This is a genomic window from Xanthomonas arboricola pv. juglandis (assembly GCF_001013475.1).
Classification (GTDB): Bacteria; Pseudomonadota; Gammaproteobacteria; order Xanthomonadales; family Xanthomonadaceae; genus Xanthomonas; species Xanthomonas arboricola.
Window position 1 is genome coordinate 84,429 of record NZ_JZEF01000005.1, and the last position, 18,829, is coordinate 103,257.

13 protein-coding genes and 2 pseudogenes are annotated in these 18,829 nt (G+C 64.1%); all 15 read left to right on the forward strand.

The window, feature by feature from the left end:
- Window positions 1-25 precede the first annotated feature (25 nt).
- Window positions 26-718, forward strand: coding sequence for a flagellar basal body L-ring protein FlgH (gene flgH, locus XARJCFBP2528_RS17550; RefSeq protein WP_016901722.1), 693 nt, complete (start codon window positions 26-28; stop codon window positions 716-718).
- 10 nt (window positions 719-728) lie between these two features.
- Window positions 729-1,847: a flagellar basal body P-ring protein FlgI gene (locus tag XARJCFBP2528_RS17555; RefSeq protein WP_047124956.1), complete on the forward strand. Its 1,119-nt coding sequence runs from the start codon at window positions 729-731 to the stop codon at window positions 1,845-1,847.
- 1 nt (window position 1,848) lies between these two features.
- Complete coding sequence (flgJ, locus tag XARJCFBP2528_RS17560) at window positions 1,849-3,027, forward strand: flagellar assembly peptidoglycan hydrolase FlgJ (protein ID WP_047124957.1); 1,179 nt, start codon at window positions 1,849-1,851, stop codon at window positions 3,025-3,027.
- An 11-nt stretch (window positions 3,028-3,038) separates the two neighbouring features.
- Complete coding sequence (flgK, locus tag XARJCFBP2528_RS17565; protein WP_047124958.1) at window positions 3,039-4,913, forward strand: flagellar hook-associated protein FlgK; 1,875 nt, start codon at window positions 3,039-3,041, stop codon at window positions 4,911-4,913.
- On the forward strand, window positions 4,913-6,118 hold the full coding sequence (flgL, locus tag XARJCFBP2528_RS17570; RefSeq protein ID WP_016904868.1) for a flagellar hook-associated protein FlgL: 1,206 nt from the start codon (window positions 4,913-4,915) through the stop codon (window positions 6,116-6,118). The genes flgK and flgL overlap by 1 nt, the downstream gene beginning before the upstream one ends.
- 317 nt (window positions 6,119-6,435) lie before the next feature.
- Window positions 6,436-7,635, forward strand: a complete 1,200-nt coding sequence (locus tag XARJCFBP2528_RS17575) for a flagellin (protein WP_039814449.1) — start codon at window positions 6,436-6,438, stop codon at window positions 7,633-7,635.
- 234 nt (window positions 7,636-7,869) lie between these two features.
- Window positions 7,870-8,958, forward strand: a pseudogene (gene fliD / locus XARJCFBP2528_RS17580) (flagellar filament capping protein FliD); the annotation flags it as partial.
- Window positions 8,959-8,960: 2 nt separating this feature from the next.
- Window positions 8,961-9,608 (forward strand): annotated as a pseudogene (locus XARJCFBP2528_RS17585) (3-oxoacyl-[acyl-carrier-protein] synthase III C-terminal domain-containing protein); the annotation flags it as partial.
- Complete coding sequence (locus XARJCFBP2528_RS17590; protein ID WP_016904812.1) at window positions 9,605-10,378, forward strand: SDR family NAD(P)-dependent oxidoreductase; 774 nt, start codon at window positions 9,605-9,607, stop codon at window positions 10,376-10,378. The pseudogene XARJCFBP2528_RS17585 and the gene XARJCFBP2528_RS17590, both read left to right, overlap by 4 nt.
- Window positions 10,375-11,127: an SDR family NAD(P)-dependent oxidoreductase gene (locus tag XARJCFBP2528_RS17595; protein ID WP_039515090.1), complete on the forward strand. Its 753-nt coding sequence runs from the start codon at window positions 10,375-10,377 to the stop codon at window positions 11,125-11,127. Before XARJCFBP2528_RS17590 ends, XARJCFBP2528_RS17595 begins: the two co-directional genes overlap by 4 nt.
- Window positions 11,127-11,777, forward strand: coding sequence for an acetyltransferase (locus tag XARJCFBP2528_RS17600; RefSeq protein ID WP_039515089.1), 651 nt, complete (start codon window positions 11,127-11,129; stop codon window positions 11,775-11,777). The genes XARJCFBP2528_RS17595 and XARJCFBP2528_RS17600 overlap by 1 nt, the downstream gene beginning before the upstream one ends.
- Window positions 11,778-11,780: 3 nt before the next feature.
- Window positions 11,781-12,926: an aromatic ring-hydroxylating oxygenase subunit alpha gene (locus XARJCFBP2528_RS17605; protein ID WP_026064869.1), complete on the forward strand. Its 1,146-nt coding sequence runs from the start codon at window positions 11,781-11,783 to the stop codon at window positions 12,924-12,926.
- Window positions 12,916-13,539 carry an LbetaH domain-containing protein gene (locus XARJCFBP2528_RS17610; protein WP_016904752.1) on the forward strand — a complete coding sequence of 208 codons (624 nt, stop codon included), beginning with the start codon at window positions 12,916-12,918 and terminating at the stop codon, window positions 13,537-13,539. The genes XARJCFBP2528_RS17605 and XARJCFBP2528_RS17610 overlap by 11 nt, the downstream gene beginning before the upstream one ends.
- Window positions 13,536-15,059 carry an FkbM family methyltransferase gene (locus tag XARJCFBP2528_RS17615; RefSeq protein ID WP_016904753.1) on the forward strand — a complete coding sequence of 508 codons (1,524 nt, stop codon included), beginning with the start codon at window positions 13,536-13,538 and terminating at the stop codon, window positions 15,057-15,059. Before XARJCFBP2528_RS17610 ends, XARJCFBP2528_RS17615 begins: the two co-directional genes overlap by 4 nt.
- 87 nt (window positions 15,060-15,146) lie before the next feature.
- The gene (locus XARJCFBP2528_RS17620) at window positions 15,147-18,656 is read left to right on the forward strand and encodes a glycosyltransferase (RefSeq protein ID WP_052768002.1); all 3,510 of its coding nucleotides are present in this window, start codon (window positions 15,147-15,149) and stop codon (window positions 18,654-18,656) included.
- Window positions 18,657-18,829 lie beyond the last annotated feature (173 nt).

Here is an 18,829-nt window from a genome sequence, read left to right on the forward strand (position 1 = left end):
CGCTGCCCTCTCAGGAATCCACGCCATGTCCCGCCTGCCTTCTCTCTCCTCCCTGTGCCTCGCCATTGCCTGCAGCGCGCTGCTGGGCGGCTGCGTGGCGGCCGGCGATGTGCGGCCGTTCGCCGAACTGGCGCCGATCGTGCCGGTGGTCGCGCCGGTGGCGCAGCCCACCGCCGGTGCGATCTACGCCGCCGGCCCGAGCCTGAACCTGTACGGCGACCGCCGCGCCCGCGATGTCGGCGATCTGCTGACGGTGAACCTGGTGGAAAGCACCACCGCCTCGTCCACCGCCAATACCAGCATCAGCAAGAAGGACGCGACCACCATGGCCGCGCCGACGCTGCTGGGTGCGCCGCTCACCGTCGGTGGCTTGAACGTGCTGCAGAACTCGTTGAGTGGCGATCGCAGCTTCGACGGCAAGGGCAACACCGCGCAGAGCAACCGCATGCAGGGCAGCGTCACGGTCACGGTGATGCAGCGTCTGCCCAACGGCAATCTGGTGATCCAGGGGCAGAAGAACCTGCGCCTGACCCAGGGCGACGAGCTGGTGCAGGTGCAAGGCATCGTGCGCGCCGCCGACATCGCCCCGGACAACACCGTGCCCTCGAGCAAGGTGGCCGACGCCCGCATCGCCTACGGCGGCCGCGGCGCGATCGCGCAGTCCAACGCGATGGGCTGGTTGAGCCGCTTCTTCAATTCCCGTCTGTCGCCCTACTGAGCCTGCGACCATGAATCTGTCTTCCCTGCCCTTCCGTCTGCTGGCCGCCGCTGTGGCGGTCTGCGCGATCGCCGCGCCGGCTTCGGCCGAGCGCATCAAGGATCTTGCCCAGGTCGGCGGCGTGCGCGGCAACGCGCTGGTCGGCTACGGCCTGGTGGTCGGCCTGGACGGCAGCGGCGACCGCACCAGCCAGGCGCCCTTCACCGTGCAGAGCCTGAAGAACCTGCTCGGCGAGCTGGGCGTCAATGTACCGGCGAACGTCAATCCGCAGCTGAAAAACGTCGCGGCCGTGGCCATCCATGCCGAACTGCCGCCGTTCGCCAAGCCTGGCCAGCCGATCGACATCACCGTGTCCTCGATCGCCAACGCGGTGTCGCTGCGCGGCGGCTCGCTGCTGATGGCACCGCTGAAAGGCGCCGATGGCCAGGTCTATGCGATGGCGCAGGGCAACCTGGTGGTCGGCGGCTTCGGCGCGCAGGGCAAGGATGGCTCGCGGGTGTCGGTCAACATTCCCAGTGTCGGTCGCATTCCCAACGGTGCCACCGTCGAACGCGCATTGCCGGACGTGTTCGCAGGCACCGGCGAGATCACCCTCAACCTGCACCAGAACGACTTCACCACCGTCTCGCGCATGGTCGCGGCGATCGACAGCAGCTTCGGCGCCGGTACCGCCCGTGCGGTGGATGGCGTGACCGTGGCAGTGCGCTCGCCCACCGATCCTGGTGCACGTATCGGCCTGCTGTCGCGGCTTGAGAATGTCGAACTCTCGCCGGGCGATGCGCCGGCCAAGGTGGTGGTCAACGCACGCACCGGTACGGTGGTGATCGGCCAGCTGGTGCGGGTGATGCCGGCAGCGATCGCGCATGGCTCGCTCACCGTGACCATCAGCGAAAACACCAACGTCAGCCAGCCTGGCGCCTTCAGTGGCGGACGCACCGCGGTCACCCCGCAGTCGACGATCACGGCCACCTCCGAAGGCAGCCGCATGTTCAAGTTCGAAGGCGGCACCACGCTCGACCAGATCGTGCGCGCGGTCAACGAGGTGGGCGCCGCGCCCGGCGACCTGGTGGCCATCCTGGAAGCGCTCAAGCAGGCCGGTGCGCTCACGGCGGAGCTGGAGGTGATCTGACATGCGTATCGCAGCCTCGCCCATTGATCTCAACCCGAGCACCAAGGCCGATCCCGCCAAGATCGACAAGGTCTCCCGTCAGCTCGAAGGACAGTTCGCGCAGATGCTGGTCAAGAGCATGCGCGATGCGAGCTCCGGCGACCCGATGTTTCCTGGCGAAAACCAGATGTTCCGCGAGATGTACGACCAGCAGATGGCCAAGTCGCTGACCGACGGCAAGGGGCTGGGCCTGTCGGCGATGATCTCCAAGCAGCTGAGCGGCGATACCGGCGGCCCGGCATTGAATACCTCGCTCAGCACGGCCGATGCCGCCAAGGCCTATGCGCTGGTGGCCGGCAAGCGCGACGCCTCGTTGCCGCTGCCGACCCGCGATGGCGCGACAGGCAGCGTCGGCGCAACCAGCGGCACTGCTGCAGGCATCGGCGCAGGCGGCCTGAGCGGCATCGGCATGAGCCAGGTGCTGGATCTGATCGCCGGGCGCACCGGCAGCAGCGATGCCGGCAGTGACGATGCGGCCGCACTGAGCTGGCCCTCGGCCAACGATCGCTGGAGCGACGTGGCGGCCAGCGATGCCGCCGATGCCAGCGCCGCGGTCACTGCAAGCGCGGCGAGCAGTGCTGCCGCCAGCCTGGGCGAGCGCACCCCGGAAGGCTTCGTCGCCAAGATCTGGACGCACGCGCAGAAGGCCGCGCGCGAACTGGGCGTGGATCCGCGTGCGCTGGTCGCACAGGCGGCGCTGGAAACCGGCTGGGGCCGTCGCGGTATCGGCAATGGCGGCGACTCCAACAACCTGTTCGGCATCAAGGCCACCGGCTGGAGCGGCGACAAGGTCACCACCGGCACCCACGAATACGTCAACGGCGTCAAAACCACCGAAACCGCCGATTTCCGCGCCTACGGTTCCGCCGAGGAGAGCTTTGCCGACTACGTGCGGCTGCTGAAGAACAACAGCCGTTACCAGCCCGCCCTGCAGGCCGGTACCGACATCAAGGGTTTTGCACGCGGCTTGCAACAGGCTGGATACGCCACCGATCCGGGCTATGCAGCCAAGATCGCGGCGATCGCCAACGGTCCGACCATCGACCGTGCGGTAGCCGCGATCGGCAACGCGGCGGCCGACCTGTCCAACCGCTACGCCAGCACCGCCGAGCCTGCTGGGCTCGGCACCATTCGTCGTTGAGGTAAACGCCCATGTCCATCATGTCCACCGGGACCAGTGCGCTGATCGCCTTCCAACGGGCGTTGTCGACCGTTAGCCATAACGTCGCCAACATCAATACCGAAGGCTACAGCCGCCAACGTGTGGAATTTGCAACGCGCACGCCCACCGACATGGGCTACGCGTTCGTGGGCAATGGCGCCAAGATCACCGACGTGAGCCGGGTGGCCGACCAGCTGGCCACCTCGCGCCTGCTCGACAGCGGCGGCGAGCTCTCGCGCCTGCAGCAGCTATCCTCGTTGTCCAACCGCGTCGACAGCCTGTACTCCAACACTGCCACCAATGTGGCCGGGCTGTGGTCGAACTTCTTCGACTCCACCAGCGCGGTATCGTCCAATGCCTCGTCCACCGCCGAACGGCAGAGCATGCTCGACAGCGGCAACTCGCTTGCGACGCGTTTCAAGCAGCTCAACGGGCAGATGGACAGCCTGAGCAACGAGGTCAACAGCGGCCTGACCTCCTCGGTGGACGAGGTCAATCGCCTGACCCAGCAGATCGCCAAGATCAACGGCACCATCGGCAACAGCATCGACAGCGCCTCGCCGGACATGCTCGACCAGCGCGACGCGCTTGTGAGCAAGCTGGTCGGCTATACCGGCGGTACCGCGGTGATGCAGGACGGCGGCTTCATGAACGTTTTCACCTCCGGCGGCCAGGCCCTGGTGGTGGGAACCACCTCGTCCAAGCTGACCACCGTCGCCGACCCGTATCAGCCGAGCAAGCTGCAGGTGGCGATGCAGACCCAGGGCCAGAATGTCAGCCTCAGCGCCAGCTCGCTGGGCGGGCAGATCGGCGGGCTGCTCGAGTTCCGCACCAGCGTGCTGGAACCGACCCAGGCCGAACTCGGCCGCCTGGCCGTGGGCATGGCCAGCACCTTCAACGCCGGTCACGCGCAAGGCATGGACCTGTACGGCGCGATGGGCGGCAACTTCTTCAACATCGGCTCGCCCACCACCGCCGCCAACCCGGGCAACACCGGCAGCGCGTCGCTGAGCGCCAGCTTCAGCAACATGGCGGCGGTGGATGGGCAGAACGTCGCGCTCAGTTTCGACGGCACTGCGTGGAAGGCCACCAATGCCAGCACCGGCTCGGCGGTGCCACTCAGCGGCACCGGCACCCCGGCCAATCCGCTGGTGCTCAACGGCGTCAGCCTGGTGGTCGGCGGCACGCCGGCCAACGGCGACAAGTTCCTGCTGCAGCCCACCGCCGGGCTGGCCGGCACCCTGTCGGTGGCCATCACCGACCCCTCGCGGATTGCCGCGGCCACCCCGGTCAAGGCCACCGCCACGGTCGCCAACCTGGGCACCGGCAAGATCAGCGACGTCAAGGTCACCAATGCGCAGAACCCGGCGCTGCTGACCCCGGCATCGGTGGAGTTCATCGACGCCAACCAGTACACCATCGACGGCACCGGCCCGTTCGCCTACACCGCCGGCCAGACCATCAGCGCCAACGGCTGGAGCTTTGCGCTGGACGGCGCGCCCAAGGCCGGCGACACCTTCGGCGTCGGCCCCACCGGTGCCGGCTCCAGCGACAACGGCAACGCCAAGTTGCTGGCCAATCTCGACGATGCCAAGGCGCTCAGCGGCGGCACGGTCACGCTCAACGGCGCGCTGTCTGGTCTGACCACCTCGGTCGGCTCGGCCGCGCGTGCGGCCAGTTATGCCTCGGACGCGCAGAAGGTCATCAACGACCAGGCGCAGGCCAGCCGCGACTCGATTTCCGGCGTCAACCTCGATGAGGAAGCCGCCAACATGCTGAAGCTGCAGCAGGCCTACCAGGCCGCCGCACAGATGATCTCCACCGCCGACACCATCTTCCAAGCCATCCTGGGTGCCGTACGCTGATGACCGACCGTATCTCCACCAGCATGATGTACAGCCAGTCGGTGTCGTCGATGACGGCCAAGCAGTCCCGGCTGAACCAGATCCAGGCCCAGCTCACCAGCGGTCAGCGCCTGGTCACCGCCAAGGACGATCCGGTCGCCGCCGGCACTGCGGTCGGCCTGGATCGCGCACTGGCCGCGATCACCCGCTTTGGCGAGAACGCCAACAACGTGCAGAACCGCCTTGGCCTGCAGGAAAACGCCCTGTCGCAGGCCGGCGACAAAATGGCGCGCGTCACCGAATTGGCGGTGCAGGCCAACAACTCCTCGCTCAGCCCCGACGACCGCAAGGCGATCGCCTCGGAGCTGACCGCACTGCGCGACAGCATGGTGAGCCTGGCCAACAGCACCGACGGCACCGGGCGCTACCTGTTCGGCGGCACCGCCGATGGCAGCGCGCCTTTCATCAAGAGCAATGGTGGCGTTACCTACAACGGCGACCAGACCCAGAAGCAGGTGGAAGTGGCGCCGGACACCTTCGTCAGCGACACCCTGCCCGGCAGCGAAATCTTCATGCGCATCCGCACCGGCGACGGCACCGTGGACGCGCACCCCAACACCGCCAATACCGGCACCGGGCTGCTGCTGGATTTCAGCCGCGACGCCAGTACCGGCAGCTGGAATGGCGGCAGCTACAGCGTGCAGTTCACCGCCGCCGACACCTACGAGGTGCGCGACAGCAGCAATGCGGTGGTCAGCACCGGCACCTATAAAGATGGCGAAGATATCAACGCGGCCGGCGTGCGTATGCGCATCAGCGGCGCGCCGGCGGCGGGCGACAGTTTCCAGATTGGTGCCTCCACCACCAAGGACGTGTTCTCCACCATCAACGACCTGGTCGGCGCGCTGAACTCGGACACGCTGACCCCGCCGCAGAAGGCGTCGATGATCAACACCTTGCAGTCGTCGATGCGCAACATCGCGCAGGCGTCTTCGAAGATGATCGATGCGCGCGCCTCCGGTGGCGCGCAGTTGTCGGCCATCGACAACGCCAACTCCTTGCTCGAATCCAACGAAGTCACGCTCAAGACCACCTTGTCGTCGATCCGCGATCTGGATTACGCCTCGGCGATTGGGCAATACCAACTTGAGAAGGCCTCGTTGCAGGCCGCTCAGACCATTTTTCAGCAGATGCAGTCGTCGTCGTTGTTCAACCTGATCCGCTGATTTGCCGCAGAAAACCTGCGTTTTCTTCGCTCCTGCGCGTAGGCACTTGCGCAGGCCGACGGAGTTTATTCGTCGAAATTTATACCAACGCTAAAGATCTACGGGGTGCTGCCGAATAAACCAAACCCCTTGATAAACAACGCTTCCGTATTTCGTCCCGCAGCAGAAAGACAGTAAAAAAACACTGGATTTCGCTAAAGGTTCCCGACGCAACGCCGTTATTCATCTCAGCAGCGGCAACGGCCAACTTGATGGCCCCCCTGCGGAGGCTCCAGGCAAGTCCCCCTTGCCGGAAAAATCGCTTAGGAGAAATCAAAATGGCACAGGTAATCAACACCAACGTAATGTCGCTGAACGCTCAGCGTAACCTCAACACCAACAGCTCCAGCTTGGCGCTGAGCATCCAGCAGCTTTCGTCGGGCAAGCGGATCACCAGCTTTGCCGTCGACGCAGCCGGCGGCGCAATCGCCGAGCGCTTCACCACCCAGATCCGCGGCCTGGACGTTGCCTCGCGCAACGCCAACGACGGCATCTCGCTGTCCCAGACTGCCGAAGGCGCAATGCAGGAAATCGGCAACAACCTGCAGCGTATCCGCGAGCTGTCGGTACAGTCGGCAAATGCAACCAACTCGTCCACCGACCGCGAGGCACTGAACTCGGAAGTCAAGCAGCTGACCAGTGAAATCGACCGCGTCGCCAATCAGACCAGTTTCAACGGCACCAAGCTGCTTGACGGCTCCTTCAGCGGCGCGCTGTTCCAGGTCGGTGCCGATGCCGGCCAGACCATCGGCATCAACAGCATCGCCGACGCCAACATCGATACGCTAGGCAAGGCCAACTTCGCCGCCGCCGTCTCCGCTGCCGGCGTGACCGGCACCGCCACCGCCTCGGGTTCGGTCAGCGGCATCAGCCTGTCGTTCAAGGACGCCAGCGGTTCGGCCAAGAGCATCACCATTGCAGACGTCAAGGTCGCTTCCGGCGACACCGCTGCCGATGTGAACAAGAAGGTCGCGGCGGCGATCAACGACAAGCTCGACCAGACCGGCATGTACGCCTCGATCAAGACCGACGGTACGGTGCAGATTGAATCGCTGAAGGCTGGCCAGGACTTCACCTCGCTGTCGGCCGGTACCTCCAGCGCCACCGGCATCACCGTCGGCGCCGGCATCACCACCGCCTCGGCCGCTTCCGGCTCCACCGCTTCGACCTTGGGCAGCCTGGATATCTCCACGTTCTCGGGCGCACAGCAGGCCCTGGAAATCGTCGACAAGGCATTGACCACGGTCAACTCCTCGCGCGCCGATATGGGTGCGGTGCAGAACCGCTTCACCTCCACCATCGCTAACCTGAGCGCAACCTCGGAAAACCTGTCGGCCTCGCGCAGCCGCATCGCCGATACCGACTACGCCAAGACCACCGCCGAGCTGACCCGCACGCAGATCCTGCAGCAGGCCGGCACCGCGATGTTGGCCCAGGCTAAGTCGGTTCCGCAGAACGTGCTGAGCCTGCTGCAGTAACTTTCCGCAGTCACCAGAAACGCTTTGCAGCAAGTCAAAAGCCCCTCTTCGGAGGGGCTTTTTTGTGAGCGCGGTTTTTTGACGCGGGTCGATCAGCACATTGGGCACGGAAGTTGCATCCACAAAAGGGTGAGCAAGACGCGTCGGCGCCGCTAAAGTCCTCCCGGATGCGGCCGATATCCGTCTCGTAATCCGATGCATCCGTTGTTCGGATGCCCAGACGAGGAATGCAACATGGCATCGTTGATCAGTACTTCTGCTTCAGGATTGGATATCCCCACCGTGGTGTCCACCCTGGTCTCCCGTCAGAGGGATCCGGAGCAGGCGCGCATCAACAAGGCCGGCACCGCCGCGACCACGCAGCTGTCGGCGATCAGCCAGATCAAGAGCAGCATGACCACGCTCAAGTCCGCGCTGGACAAGGTGGTCAGCAGCGCCGACACCAACGCCTACAAGGCCACGGTGCCGACCGATGCCGGCTTCACCGCCACCACCACCAGCTCGGCGGCGCCGGGCAACTATTCGGTGGAAGTGGTCTCGCTGGCGACCTCGCAAAAACTGGCCTCCGGCGCGTTTACGGCCGATGCCACGGTGGGCAGCGGCACGCTGACGATCGGCTATGGCGATCAGAGCGTCACCGTGGACATCAGCGGCACCGCCAAGCTCACCGACATCGCTGCAGCCATCAACAAGGCTGCCGGCGGCAAGGGAGTCACTGCCAGCGTGGTCACTGCCAACGATGGCCAGCACCTGGTCTTCAACGCGGTCGATCCCGGCACCAAGGGCGCCCTGACCATCAGTGCCAGCGATCCGAGCCTGAGCAGCCTGACCTACGGCCCCGGCATCACCGGCGGGCTGAACCAGACCGTGGCTGCCGCCGACGCACTCGTGCGCGTGGACGGCTTCGAGCGTACCTCCAGCTCCAACACCATCAGCGACATCGTGCCAGGCGTGGTGCTCAACCTGACCAAGGCCGCCGAAGGCACAAAGTTCAACCTGGGCGTAGCGGCCGATACCAGCGGCCTCAAGGGTAACCTTACTGCGTTTGCTGCGGCCTACAACACCGCCAACACCTTGCTGGCCAAGAGCAGCGCCTACGACGCCACCACCAAGACCGCCGCAGCCCTGACCGGCGACTCGCTGGTGCGCAGCCTGCAGCAGCAGTTGCGCGGCCAAGTCAGCGGCAACGTCAACGAACTCAAGGCGCTGGGCCTGACCATCGACAAGGATGGCGTGATGAGCTTCGACAGTGCCAAGTTCGACACCGCCATCGCCTCCGACGGCGGTGCTGCCGCCGAAGTGTTCGGCAAGGACAGCAAGTTCGGTCGATGATCGCCGCCGGCGGCGTCAAGAAAGGTTTGCTGCTGGTCGGTGACCGCAGTGCCAATCTGGAAGACCCGATCTTCTCGGACTCTGGCACCGCCACGGCGCTGGAGTTCGATCAGAACGCAGCGCCGATGTATTTCGACCTCAACAGCGATGGCAGCGGCTACAAAGCCATCATCCTGCCGGTGGGTGGTCAACGCGAGCCTGTCGCCATTCAGCACCTGCTGCCTTATCGTGAAAACGAGAAGGATCGCTGGCACCGGGCCACCGATCTGCAGCTCGATGGCACCGCCGTGCTCAGCTTCTCGACCCAGCGCGTTCCCCCCGCAGTTGACAAATTGATCGCGTATGCCGGTGTAAGCAAGGATGACATCGATTATTTCGTGTTCCACCAGGCCAACCGGATGATCAACGAGACCATTCGCAAGAAGCTCGGCCTTGCGATCGAAAAGGTGCCGTCCACCCTGCGCGACTTCGGCAACACCAGCGGCGCATCGCTGCCCCTGACCATGACCGCACGGATCAACAAGGAACTGGAATCTGGCCCCAAGCGTGTCCTTCTTTCAGGCTTCGGGATCGGGTTGTCTTGGGGTACCTGCCTGGTTGATATCGAAGGCGCGGTGTTTCCTGAGTTGATCGAGTCGTGAATATCGCCCTCGATCCCAACGACCCGTTCTCGTTGCAGGGCAAACGCATCCTGGTCACCGGCGCATCGTCAGGCATCGGACGACAGATCGCGCTGAGTTGCGCGCAGACTGGCGCACAACTGGTCATCAGCGGCCGCGACGAAGGCCGCCTGGCCGAGACCTTCGCCGCACTTGAAGGCACCGGGCATGAGCAGGTAATCGCCAATCTGGACAAGCAGGAGGATATCGACCATCTGGTGGCTTCGGTCGGTGCCCTGGATGGCGTCGCACACGCGGCCGGCATCGCCCGGCTAGCACCATTCCGGATGATCAACCGCGCGCAACTGGACGAAACCTTCGCCAGTAATGTCTATGCACCGCTGCTACTGACGCGCGGCCTGCTGGCGAAAAAGCGCATCAACGCCAAAGGTTCGATCCTATTCATCTCGGCGGTGGGCTCGCACATCGGTCCTGTGGCCACTGCCGCCTACTCCGCCAGCAAGTCAGCCCTGCTCGGCGCAATGCGCACTCTGGCACTGGAAGTGGCCAAGCACGGTATCCGCGCCAACTGCATCGTGCCCGGCTACGTGCGCACGCCAATGCTTGAAGGCCTCAACAAGAGCGGCGGCAACATCGATGAGCACGCCAAACTGACCCCGCTGGGACTGGGCGAACCGGAAGACGTGGCTTATGCGGCGGTGTTTTATCTGTCCGACGCAAGTCGCTGGGTCACCCGCAACTACTTCGTCGTAGATGGTGGCCTGACCGTGCCGATGGACATCTACGCATGAGCAATCCGACTCGCAAAGCCTTTTCCCTAACTGGCAAGACCATCCTGGTCACCGGCGCATCGTCCGGCCTTGGCCAGGAAATCGCTCTGACCTGCGCACGGCGTGGCGCGCGCTTGGTCATCAGCGGTCGCGATCCCGAGCGTCTCCAGCAAACCCATGCGCAACTGGCCGGCGATGGGCATGTGCAGGTGCAGGCCGACCTGACTGTTTCGCAGGACCGGGAGCGCCTGGTGCAAGCCAGCCAGCGCATCGACGGCGTCGTGCACTGCTTCGGCGGGCAGATGCTGTCGCCGATCCGCCAACTGAAGGAAGAACTGATGACGCGCATGTACCAGGTTCATTTCCTGGCACCGGTCATGCTGACGCAGCGTCTGCTGCAAGCCAATGCCATTAACGCGCAAGGCTCCATCGTGTTCATGCTGTCCACCTCCGCGCATATTGGTACACGCGGCGTGGGGCCGTACTCGGCAATGAAGTCCGCCCTGCTGGGCATTATCCGGTGCTTAGCTTTGGAACAGGCGAAGCACCGCGTGAGAGTCAACGGGATTTCGCCATCGGCCGTGCCCACTCCGCGCCTTTGGGGCGAGGACAACGGGCTCAATGAGCTGCTGAACCAACAACGCGCGCGCCATCCACTGGGTCTGGGCACACCGCAAGATGTCGCCAACGCTGCGGTCTACCTGCTGTCCGACGCCAGCCGCTGGGTCACCGGCACCAGCCTGGTCATGGACGGCGGGGCGGTGCTCTGATGGAACGCGCACTCATTATCGGCGCCGGCGGCTGGGGCCGCGAAGTCCTGGAGCAAATGCGTAACGATGCCGGGCATGGCAAGGACTGGCTGATCGGCGGGTTCCTGGACAGCCGCGCCGATATCCTAGATCGCTACGGGGTCGATACACCGATCATCGGCGATCCGATGAGCTATCTGCCCCAGCCTGACGATGTATTCGTCTGTGCGATGGGAAACCCCTACGACCGCCACCGCTATGCTCTGCCGATCCTCGAAAAGGGCGGGCGGTTCATTCCAATCTGCACCGACGTCCGCCTGGGCAGGCGGGTGCATTTCGGCCAGGGCTGCTTCTTTGGTCTGCTGGTCCATTCCGGGCCGGACGTGCGCATGGGCGACTTTGTCACCATCCATGCCCAAAGCATGCTCGGGCACGACGTACGCATCGGTGACTACGTGCACGTTGGCGCAATGACGTTCATGGGCGGTGGCGTGCAGATCGGCGACTTCGTCACCGTGCACCCACGCGCTACCCTGATGCCAGGCGTCAAGGTCGGTGACGGCGCGGTCATCGGAGCCGGTGCGGTGGTCATGAAGGACGTACCGGCCGGCGCCACGGTGTTCGGCAATCCGGCCAAAATTGTTTTCCACAAAAACAACCCAGCAGACTGATCGATGCGCTCCCGGATGCACCCCAAGTATTACCTGTCGCAGGAAATCTTTGAGCGCGAGCAGCGCAAGATCTTCCGTCGGGTTTGGTTGTTTGCAGGGCTCAAGACGCTGCTGCGGGAAAACAACTGCTTCATCACCCGCAAGATCGCGGGCATTCCCCTGGTGATTCAGAACTTCCACGGCCAAATCCGTGCGTTCGAGAACGTCTGCCTTCACCGCAGTGCACTGATTCAAACCGGTGCTATCGGTTGCCGGCCTTTGGTGTGCCCCTACCACGCCTGGAGTTACGACGAACAAGGCCGGGTAAAAAACATTCCGGACTGCGATGCGATCTATCGCCTGGACACTAGTGAAAGGGACAACCTGAAGCTGCGCGAATTCTCACTGCGCGCCATCGGCAACCTGCTGTTCGTCAACCTCGACCCCGACCCGATGCCCATCGAGGAGCAGTTTTCGGCAGACTTCATCGCCTTGCTGGAAAGTAGTTCCAACGTCTACGACACCGAGGTCATGGTGACCACATGGCATGGACGGTACAACTGGAAGCTGGCCTACGAGAATCTGCGGGACGCCAATCACCCGCGCTTCGTCCACCCCAAGACACTGGCAAAGAGCGTCAGCTTCGTTCCCCAAGTAAACGAGGAACAAGCCAAGGAGTCCATGGGAGCCTTGCAGGACACATCGCCCGCAGCCTTGCGGTGCGAAATGCGTCGCTTCAGCTTCGGCGGCCCGGAAGCACCCATCCCCAGGCTTCAGCACTTCGGCTGGCACGAGAAAGTGGAACGCTGGGGCAAGCAGGATGCCTACTTCAACTGGCTGGCCTTCCCGAACTTGCATATCGCCAGTCCCAACGGCGGCTATTCCTTCACGCTGGAACACCACATCCCCGTCGCACCGGACCGGACCGACCTGGAAATCTATTGGTTTAGCGCACGCAGGAAACAGCCTTACGGTTCTTCCAGCCAAGTGCTGCTTGCGCAGATGCACGGCAGCAAGGTGGTGGTGGGCGAAGACGTTGACATCATGGAGCGGGTGCAGGCGGCATTACACACGGATGCTCCGCTACCCACCCAGGGTGCCTACGAATCCATGAATCGCCTGGTCGAACGCTGGTACACGGTGCTGATGGAGACCGAACATGAAATCTAGATGGATCATCGGCAGCAGCGTATACCTCGACCTGGCCTTTCACGCCTGGAAGCAGGCGCGTCAGGACGAGGCGGTTATCAGGATCGATGTGCCACAAGACGCGGAATACGAATTCGATCTGGCCGTGCTGGATGGACTGGATCCGACCGCTGGGGCCATGTTCGTGGCGTTCGACGAACGCTTCGGCAACTTCAAGCGCCTAGAACTGATGCAGGCAGCGATGGAACGTGGCTTCAAGCTGGAGCCCTTCATCCACTCCAGTGCAGCCATCGCCTCTGACACGGTCATCGGGCTCAACGCATTCGTGGGTGCCAATGCTGTCGTCGGGCACGGGTGCAGGATCGACTACAACACCGTCATCCACGCCAGCGCACACCTCGGGCCGGCATGCCGCGTCAAATCGTCATGCTGGATAGAGAACGGTGTGCAAATCGGCACGGGCGTCGAGATCGGCGGCAACAGCATCCTGCGCACCGGCGCCATCGTGAGTGGGGGCGTCAAGGTGGGACGAAGCTGCGAACTTGGCTGGCCGCGTACCTACCGCGAGGACGTGCCGGCCAAGACCTATTTCGACGCCCGCTACGACGCCCCCATTCATACCTACGAGAGATGACGTTCATGAACTCAAGAAATGAGCAGCTTCGCCAACGGATTCTCCGTATTGCGGAGCAGGAGCGCCCTGCGCTGGAGGATGTCATTGCGCGCCTGCCCGCGATTGCCAACCGTCCTGTCTTCCTCGTCGCTCCCGAGTCCTATGCAGGCATGGTGCATGGTCCCAGGGTCGCTGCCCACCTGCGCAATGTTATTGCTGCAATTGATGATCAAAGCATCCACCAGGACCGCATCCACGGCGCGCCGCGCTGGAGCGGTCAGGAGTTTCTTGCCAAGGCGGGGCAGTATGCCGATGCGATCGCTATCGATTTCTCTTGCAGCCCGCGCGGACGGGCGTTTGCAAATGACCTGTGCACCAGCGCGGGTATTGAGCAACTGAGCGTTGCGCCTTCCCTGGATCCGCTGATCCCACACTTCGAGCAGCGCCCCCTCTTTCTGCTCCATCCACGCTCGGGCATTGGCAACATTTATGGCTCAAAGATCGTCCAGCACGCCAGCCATGTAATCGCCGCCGTTGATGATCAGCGAAGCGACAGCGACACCGTTCATGGGGTGCCGCGCTGGAGTTCTCGCCAGTTCATCGAACAAGCGGCCCAGCATCCCCAGGCATTGGCCATCGACTTTTCTTATAGCCCGGGAGAATCGGGCTTGGCCCGCGAGCTCTGCGAGCAAGCAGGAATTGAAAGGGTAGATGCCTGCCTGGCCGTTGCCCACTGTGGGCTGCTCGCCGTATACGAGCCTGCCCAGGTATACCGTCAGCGGACGCTTCTGCGCCTGGAAGAATTTCTGCGCTTTGCGGATCGACTGGACGACGAATTCAGCATCTTTACGCTCTATAGCAACCTGTTGTTCCGCCTGACCTACGATTCCAGTCTCCTGCTGGGCTGCTGGGCGACGCCGATCAACGAGTACTTTTCAGAATACGCCGATACCAGTACGTTCCAGCTGGGCACGCGTGAACATTTCTGCGATGGCGGTGCCTTCCAAGGTCCCATCGTCCACAAGTTTCTAGAAGCATCCCGCCATCGCTACGAAAGCATCACCGCCTTCGAACCCGACAATATCAACTTCCAGAAATTGGAGGGCGTCGCAAGCGCCCTCCCACTTCCCCCGCACAATTTCAGGGCCATCAAAAAAGCGATCTCCAACGAACACACGACGCTGCGCTTCGAGGAGACCGGCACCGTTTCCAGCCATGTGTCGCCGGATGGCGGAATCTCCGTTGCTACTACTCGTCTTGACGATGAATTGGAAAAGCTGACGTTACTGAAGTTGGACATTGAAGGGTTCGAAGCCAGGGCACTCGAAGGCGCATCTCACCTCATCCGCACCCAGCGCCCCCGCATGGCTATCTGTGTGTACCACTACGCCCAGGATTTACTGGATATCGTGGAACAACTGGACAAGTTGGTGGATGGCTATCACTTCCGTCTACGCCAGCACTCTCCCGGCCACTACTACGACCTGGTTTTGTATGCATCGCCCGTCGCCGGTGCCGCACCGCCGCCCTGGGCGGCGTAAGCCCAGGCCAACTCACGACCTGCTCATCGGCCCATGATGCACCACCCAGAAGATTGCTCCGCCACCTGTGCGCTTGTCAGCATCGTGATGCCTGCCTACAAGCTGCGCTATCTCGATGAAGCGCTCAGGAGCGCAGTTCTGCAGTCGTACCCCAGGCTCGAGCTGATCGTCTGCGACGACAGTGTCGATGCGCTGATCGAGCAATGCGTCGCGCGGCATGCGCTGGAATGTCCTTTTCCGATCCGCTATTTCCGCAATCCAGATCGCCTGGGCGAGCTCGGCAGCAAACTCAAAGGCATCGGCCTGGCCCAGGGCGAATACATCAAGTTCCTGCACGACGACGACGTGCTGCAGCCGGACTGCGTCGCGCAGCTGGTCGGCGCCATGGAGCGCAATCCTGGTACCGCGCTGGCGTCCTCGCGCCGGTTGCGCATCGACGACGACGGTGCGCCGTTGCCGGACATCCTGGCCACCAGCTTCCCGTTTGCCGAAGATGTGCTGATCGATGGGCCGGAGCTGGTGTCGTTCCTGGCCGACCATGCCATCAACTTCATCGGCGAGCCGAGTTGCGTGCTTGTACGGCGCGACGACCTGGTGGCGATGGGTGGCGAGCTGATGATGTTGAACGGCAAGCCCATCCACTGGGTTGGCGATCTGGCGATCTACGTCAAGTTGCTGCGTCACGGCAACCTGGCCTTGCTGTCCAGCCCGCTCACGCAGTTCCGCGTGTCCAGCGCGCAGTTCAGTCAGGCCGGTCGCGATCAGCCGGGCATCGGCGATCAGGGCCACGACGACCTGCGCCAGGGCATCCGCCAACTCGGCTGGCGGCGCGAGGGCGGCGACAACCGCCAGGTGCGTGTCGCCCCGCTCAACCCGCACAAGGCGCGGGTGTTCAAGTCGGTGGACCTGGTCAACGCCTTGATGCAGAGCGCAGGAATGGCCGAGCGCGTGTCGCCGGCCACCTGGTTGGGAGTGCGTCATCCCAGCACCGTGCAGCGAGCCTTGATCGATGCGCGCCTGCAGGCGCATGCGGGCGGCCCGCAGATTGCAGTGATCGTGGTCGACAGCGACGGCGATGCGGCAGCGGTGGCCGCAACCCAGGCCAGCCTGGCGGCGCTGGCGTGTTATCGGAACCAGCAGACCTGGGTGATCAGCAGCTCGCCGCAGCAGGCCGCCGAGCACGGCGAGCGCGGTGTGCTGATCGGTCCGGACGGGTTGGTGCCCGCACTCAATCGGACCATCGCCACGCAACAGTCCATCGACTGGGTGCTGCTGGTCCAGGCCGGCAGCCTGTTCACCGCCAGTGGCCTGCTGATGCTGGCGCTGGAGATGCTCGCGCTGCCGGACACGTGTCAGGCCATCTACGCCGATGAAGTGATCGCGCTGGACGGCGGTCAGCTCGGGCTGGCGATGCGGCCGGCGCTGTATCTGGACATGTTGCTCAGTTCACCGTCGACGATGTCGCGGCATTGGCTGTTCCGGCACCAGACGCTAGTGGCCGATGGCGGCTTTGCAACCGAAACGAGCGACGCCTTCGAACTGGATTACCAGCTTGGGCTGGTCGAGCGTTATGGCCTGGCCTGCATCCAGCACATCGCCGAACCCTTGCTGGTGGCATCGGCCACCACGCGGCATGGCGACGAAGACGAGCAGCGCGCCATCAGCCGCCATCTTGCCGCGCGCGGGTACCTGGAAGCGGTGGTGAGCAGCAACGGCCCCGGCCGGCACGCGGTGGATTACCGGCATGCACAGCAGCCATTGGTCAGTATTGTGGTGCTGGTGGATGGACGCCTGGCGCAGGTGCAGCGCTGCCTGGAAAGCGTGCTCGCCAACACCGGTTATCCGCACTACGAGCTGCTGTTGCTGGATCGCGGCGACAGCGCCGAACCGGGGCTGCGCGACTGGCTGGCGGGCATCGACAACCTCGGCCTGCAGCAAATCCGCGTGCTGCGCTTCGACGGTGCGCCCTCGCGCGAAGCAGCCTGCAATGCGGCAGCCGAACAGGCACGTGGGGAGGTGCTGCTGTGGCTGGCGGCCGGCGCGGCAGCGATCAAGGCCGATTGGCTGGCGCAGCTGCTCAACCACGCGCTGCGCCCGGAGGTCGGCGCGGTGGCCGGCAAGCTGCTGCGCGGCGACGGCACCGTGCATCACGCCGGCTTGCTGCTGGGCCTGGGGGCACCAGCGGCGCGCGCCTTCGCAGGTGCGGCGTTCGACGAATCGGGTTATCTGCAGCGCCTGCAACTGGATCAGAACTACAGCGCGCTCAGTGGCGAATGCCTGATGCTGCCGCGCCAGCTGTTCCTGGACGCCGGCGGCTTTGCGCAGGAACCGGCATTGGCGCAATGGAGCGACGTCGACCTGTGTCTGCGCCTGCAGCAGGCCGGCTATCTCAATGTCTATGCCGCGCGCGCGCAGCTGCTGATCGACCCGCCCGACGCGACGCCCGCCACTGCACTCGACGAAGAGGCGATGTATGCGCGTTGGCTGCCGGTGATGGCCAACGACCCGGCCTACAACCCGGGCTTCTCGCTGGACCCCGGCGCCGGCTTCCAGCTGGCCGACCCGCGCGCCAGTTGGCGGCCGCTGCAGTCGTGGCGACCGCTGCCGACGATGATCGCCCTGCCCGCCGATATCGAAGGCTGCGGCCACTACCGGGTAATCCAGCCGCTGCGCGCCCTGCGCGAAGCCGGCATGGTCGAAGGCGTGCTGTTCAACGGCTATCTGGAGATCAGCGAGCTGGCGCGCCAGGATCCCGACGTGGTGATCCTGCAACGCCAGGTCGGCGAGCCGCGACTGGAAGCGATGCGGCGCATGCAGGCGCTGTCGCGCGCGTTCAAGGTCTACGAGCTGGACGACTACCTGCCCAACCTGCCGCTGAAGAACGCGCATCGCGAGCACATGCCCAAGGACATCCTCAAGACCGTGCGGCGCGGGCTGGGCATGGTGGACCGCTTCGTGGTGTCCACCCCCGCCCTGGCCGAGGCGTTCGCCGGGTTGCATGGCGATATCCGCGTGGCCGAAAACCGCCTGCCGCCGCATTGGTGGGAGCACCTGCCCGCAGGCAGCGAACGCAAGCAACGCCAGGGCGGCAAGCCGCGCATCGGCTGGGCCGGCGGCGTCAGTCACACCGGCGACCTGGAACTGATCGGCGATGTGGTGCGCGAGCTGGCCGACGAGGTCGAATGGGTGTTCATGGGGATGTACCCGTTCGCGTTGCGCCAGCACATCCATCAGTTCCAGCCTGGTGTGCCGATCGATCATTACCCGGCCGCACTGGCGGCGCTGGATCTGGATCTGGCGCTGGCGCCGGTGGAGCAGAACCTGTTCAACGAGTGCAAGAGCAATCTGCGCCTGCTCGAATACGGCGCCTGTGGCTATCCGGTGATCGCCAGCGATGTGCGCTGCTACCAGGGCAACCTGCCGGTGACCCTGGTGAAAAACCGCTACCGCGACTGGATCGGCGCAATCCGCGAGCATCTGGCCGACCCGGCCGCTTCAGCGGCAAAGGGCGCGGCGTTGCGTGACGTGGTGCGCCGCGACTGGATGCTGACCGGACGCAATCTTGATCGCTGGCGCCAGGCGTGGTTGCCGGATTAGTGGATCGAGGCCGCAGGTGCATGCACTACCGTCTCGACTGGTCCTTGCCCGTCTACCGTCGCGGGACCTTACGCGGCATGGGTGCTGCGTAAGCGCCTACAGGGACGTACTTGCGGCGTGTCCTGCGATGGTGGGCGGGCAAGGGCCCTGCAGCCAAGCCGCAGATCCGACGC

What these genes read in the sequence shown, in the direction of transcription:
- XARJCFBP2528_RS17605 (WP_026064869.1), top strand. Translation starts at nt 11,781, where the DNA reads ATGCGCTCCCGGATGCACCCCAAGTATTACCTGTCGCAGGAAATCTTT.
- XARJCFBP2528_RS17595 (WP_039515090.1), top strand. Translation starts at nt 10,375, where the DNA reads ATGAGCAATCCGACTCGCAAAGCCTTTTCCCTAACTGGCAAGACCATC.
- XARJCFBP2528_RS17600 (WP_039515089.1), top strand. Translation starts at nt 11,127, where the DNA reads ATGGAACGCGCACTCATTATCGGCGCCGGCGGCTGGGGCCGCGAAGTC.
- XARJCFBP2528_RS17575 (WP_039814449.1), top strand. Translation starts at nt 6,436, where the DNA reads ATGGCACAGGTAATCAACACCAACGTAATGTCGCTGAACGCTCAGCGT.
- flgH (WP_016901722.1), top strand. Translation starts at nt 26, where the DNA reads ATGTCCCGCCTGCCTTCTCTCTCCTCCCTGTGCCTCGCCATTGCCTGC.
- flgL (WP_016904868.1), top strand. Translation starts at nt 4,913, where the DNA reads ATGACCGACCGTATCTCCACCAGCATGATGTACAGCCAGTCGGTGTCG.
- XARJCFBP2528_RS17555 (WP_047124956.1), top strand. Translation starts at nt 729, where the DNA reads ATGAATCTGTCTTCCCTGCCCTTCCGTCTGCTGGCCGCCGCTGTGGCG.
- XARJCFBP2528_RS17615 (WP_016904753.1), top strand. Translation starts at nt 13,536, where the DNA reads ATGACGTTCATGAACTCAAGAAATGAGCAGCTTCGCCAACGGATTCTC.
- flgJ (WP_047124957.1), top strand. Translation starts at nt 1,849, where the DNA reads ATGCGTATCGCAGCCTCGCCCATTGATCTCAACCCGAGCACCAAGGCC.
- flgK (WP_047124958.1), top strand. Translation starts at nt 3,039, where the DNA reads ATGTCCATCATGTCCACCGGGACCAGTGCGCTGATCGCCTTCCAACGG.
- XARJCFBP2528_RS17610 (WP_016904752.1), top strand. Translation starts at nt 12,916, where the DNA reads ATGAAATCTAGATGGATCATCGGCAGCAGCGTATACCTCGACCTGGCC.
- XARJCFBP2528_RS17620 (WP_052768002.1), top strand. Translation starts at nt 15,147, where the DNA reads ATGCCTGCCTACAAGCTGCGCTATCTCGATGAAGCGCTCAGGAGCGCA.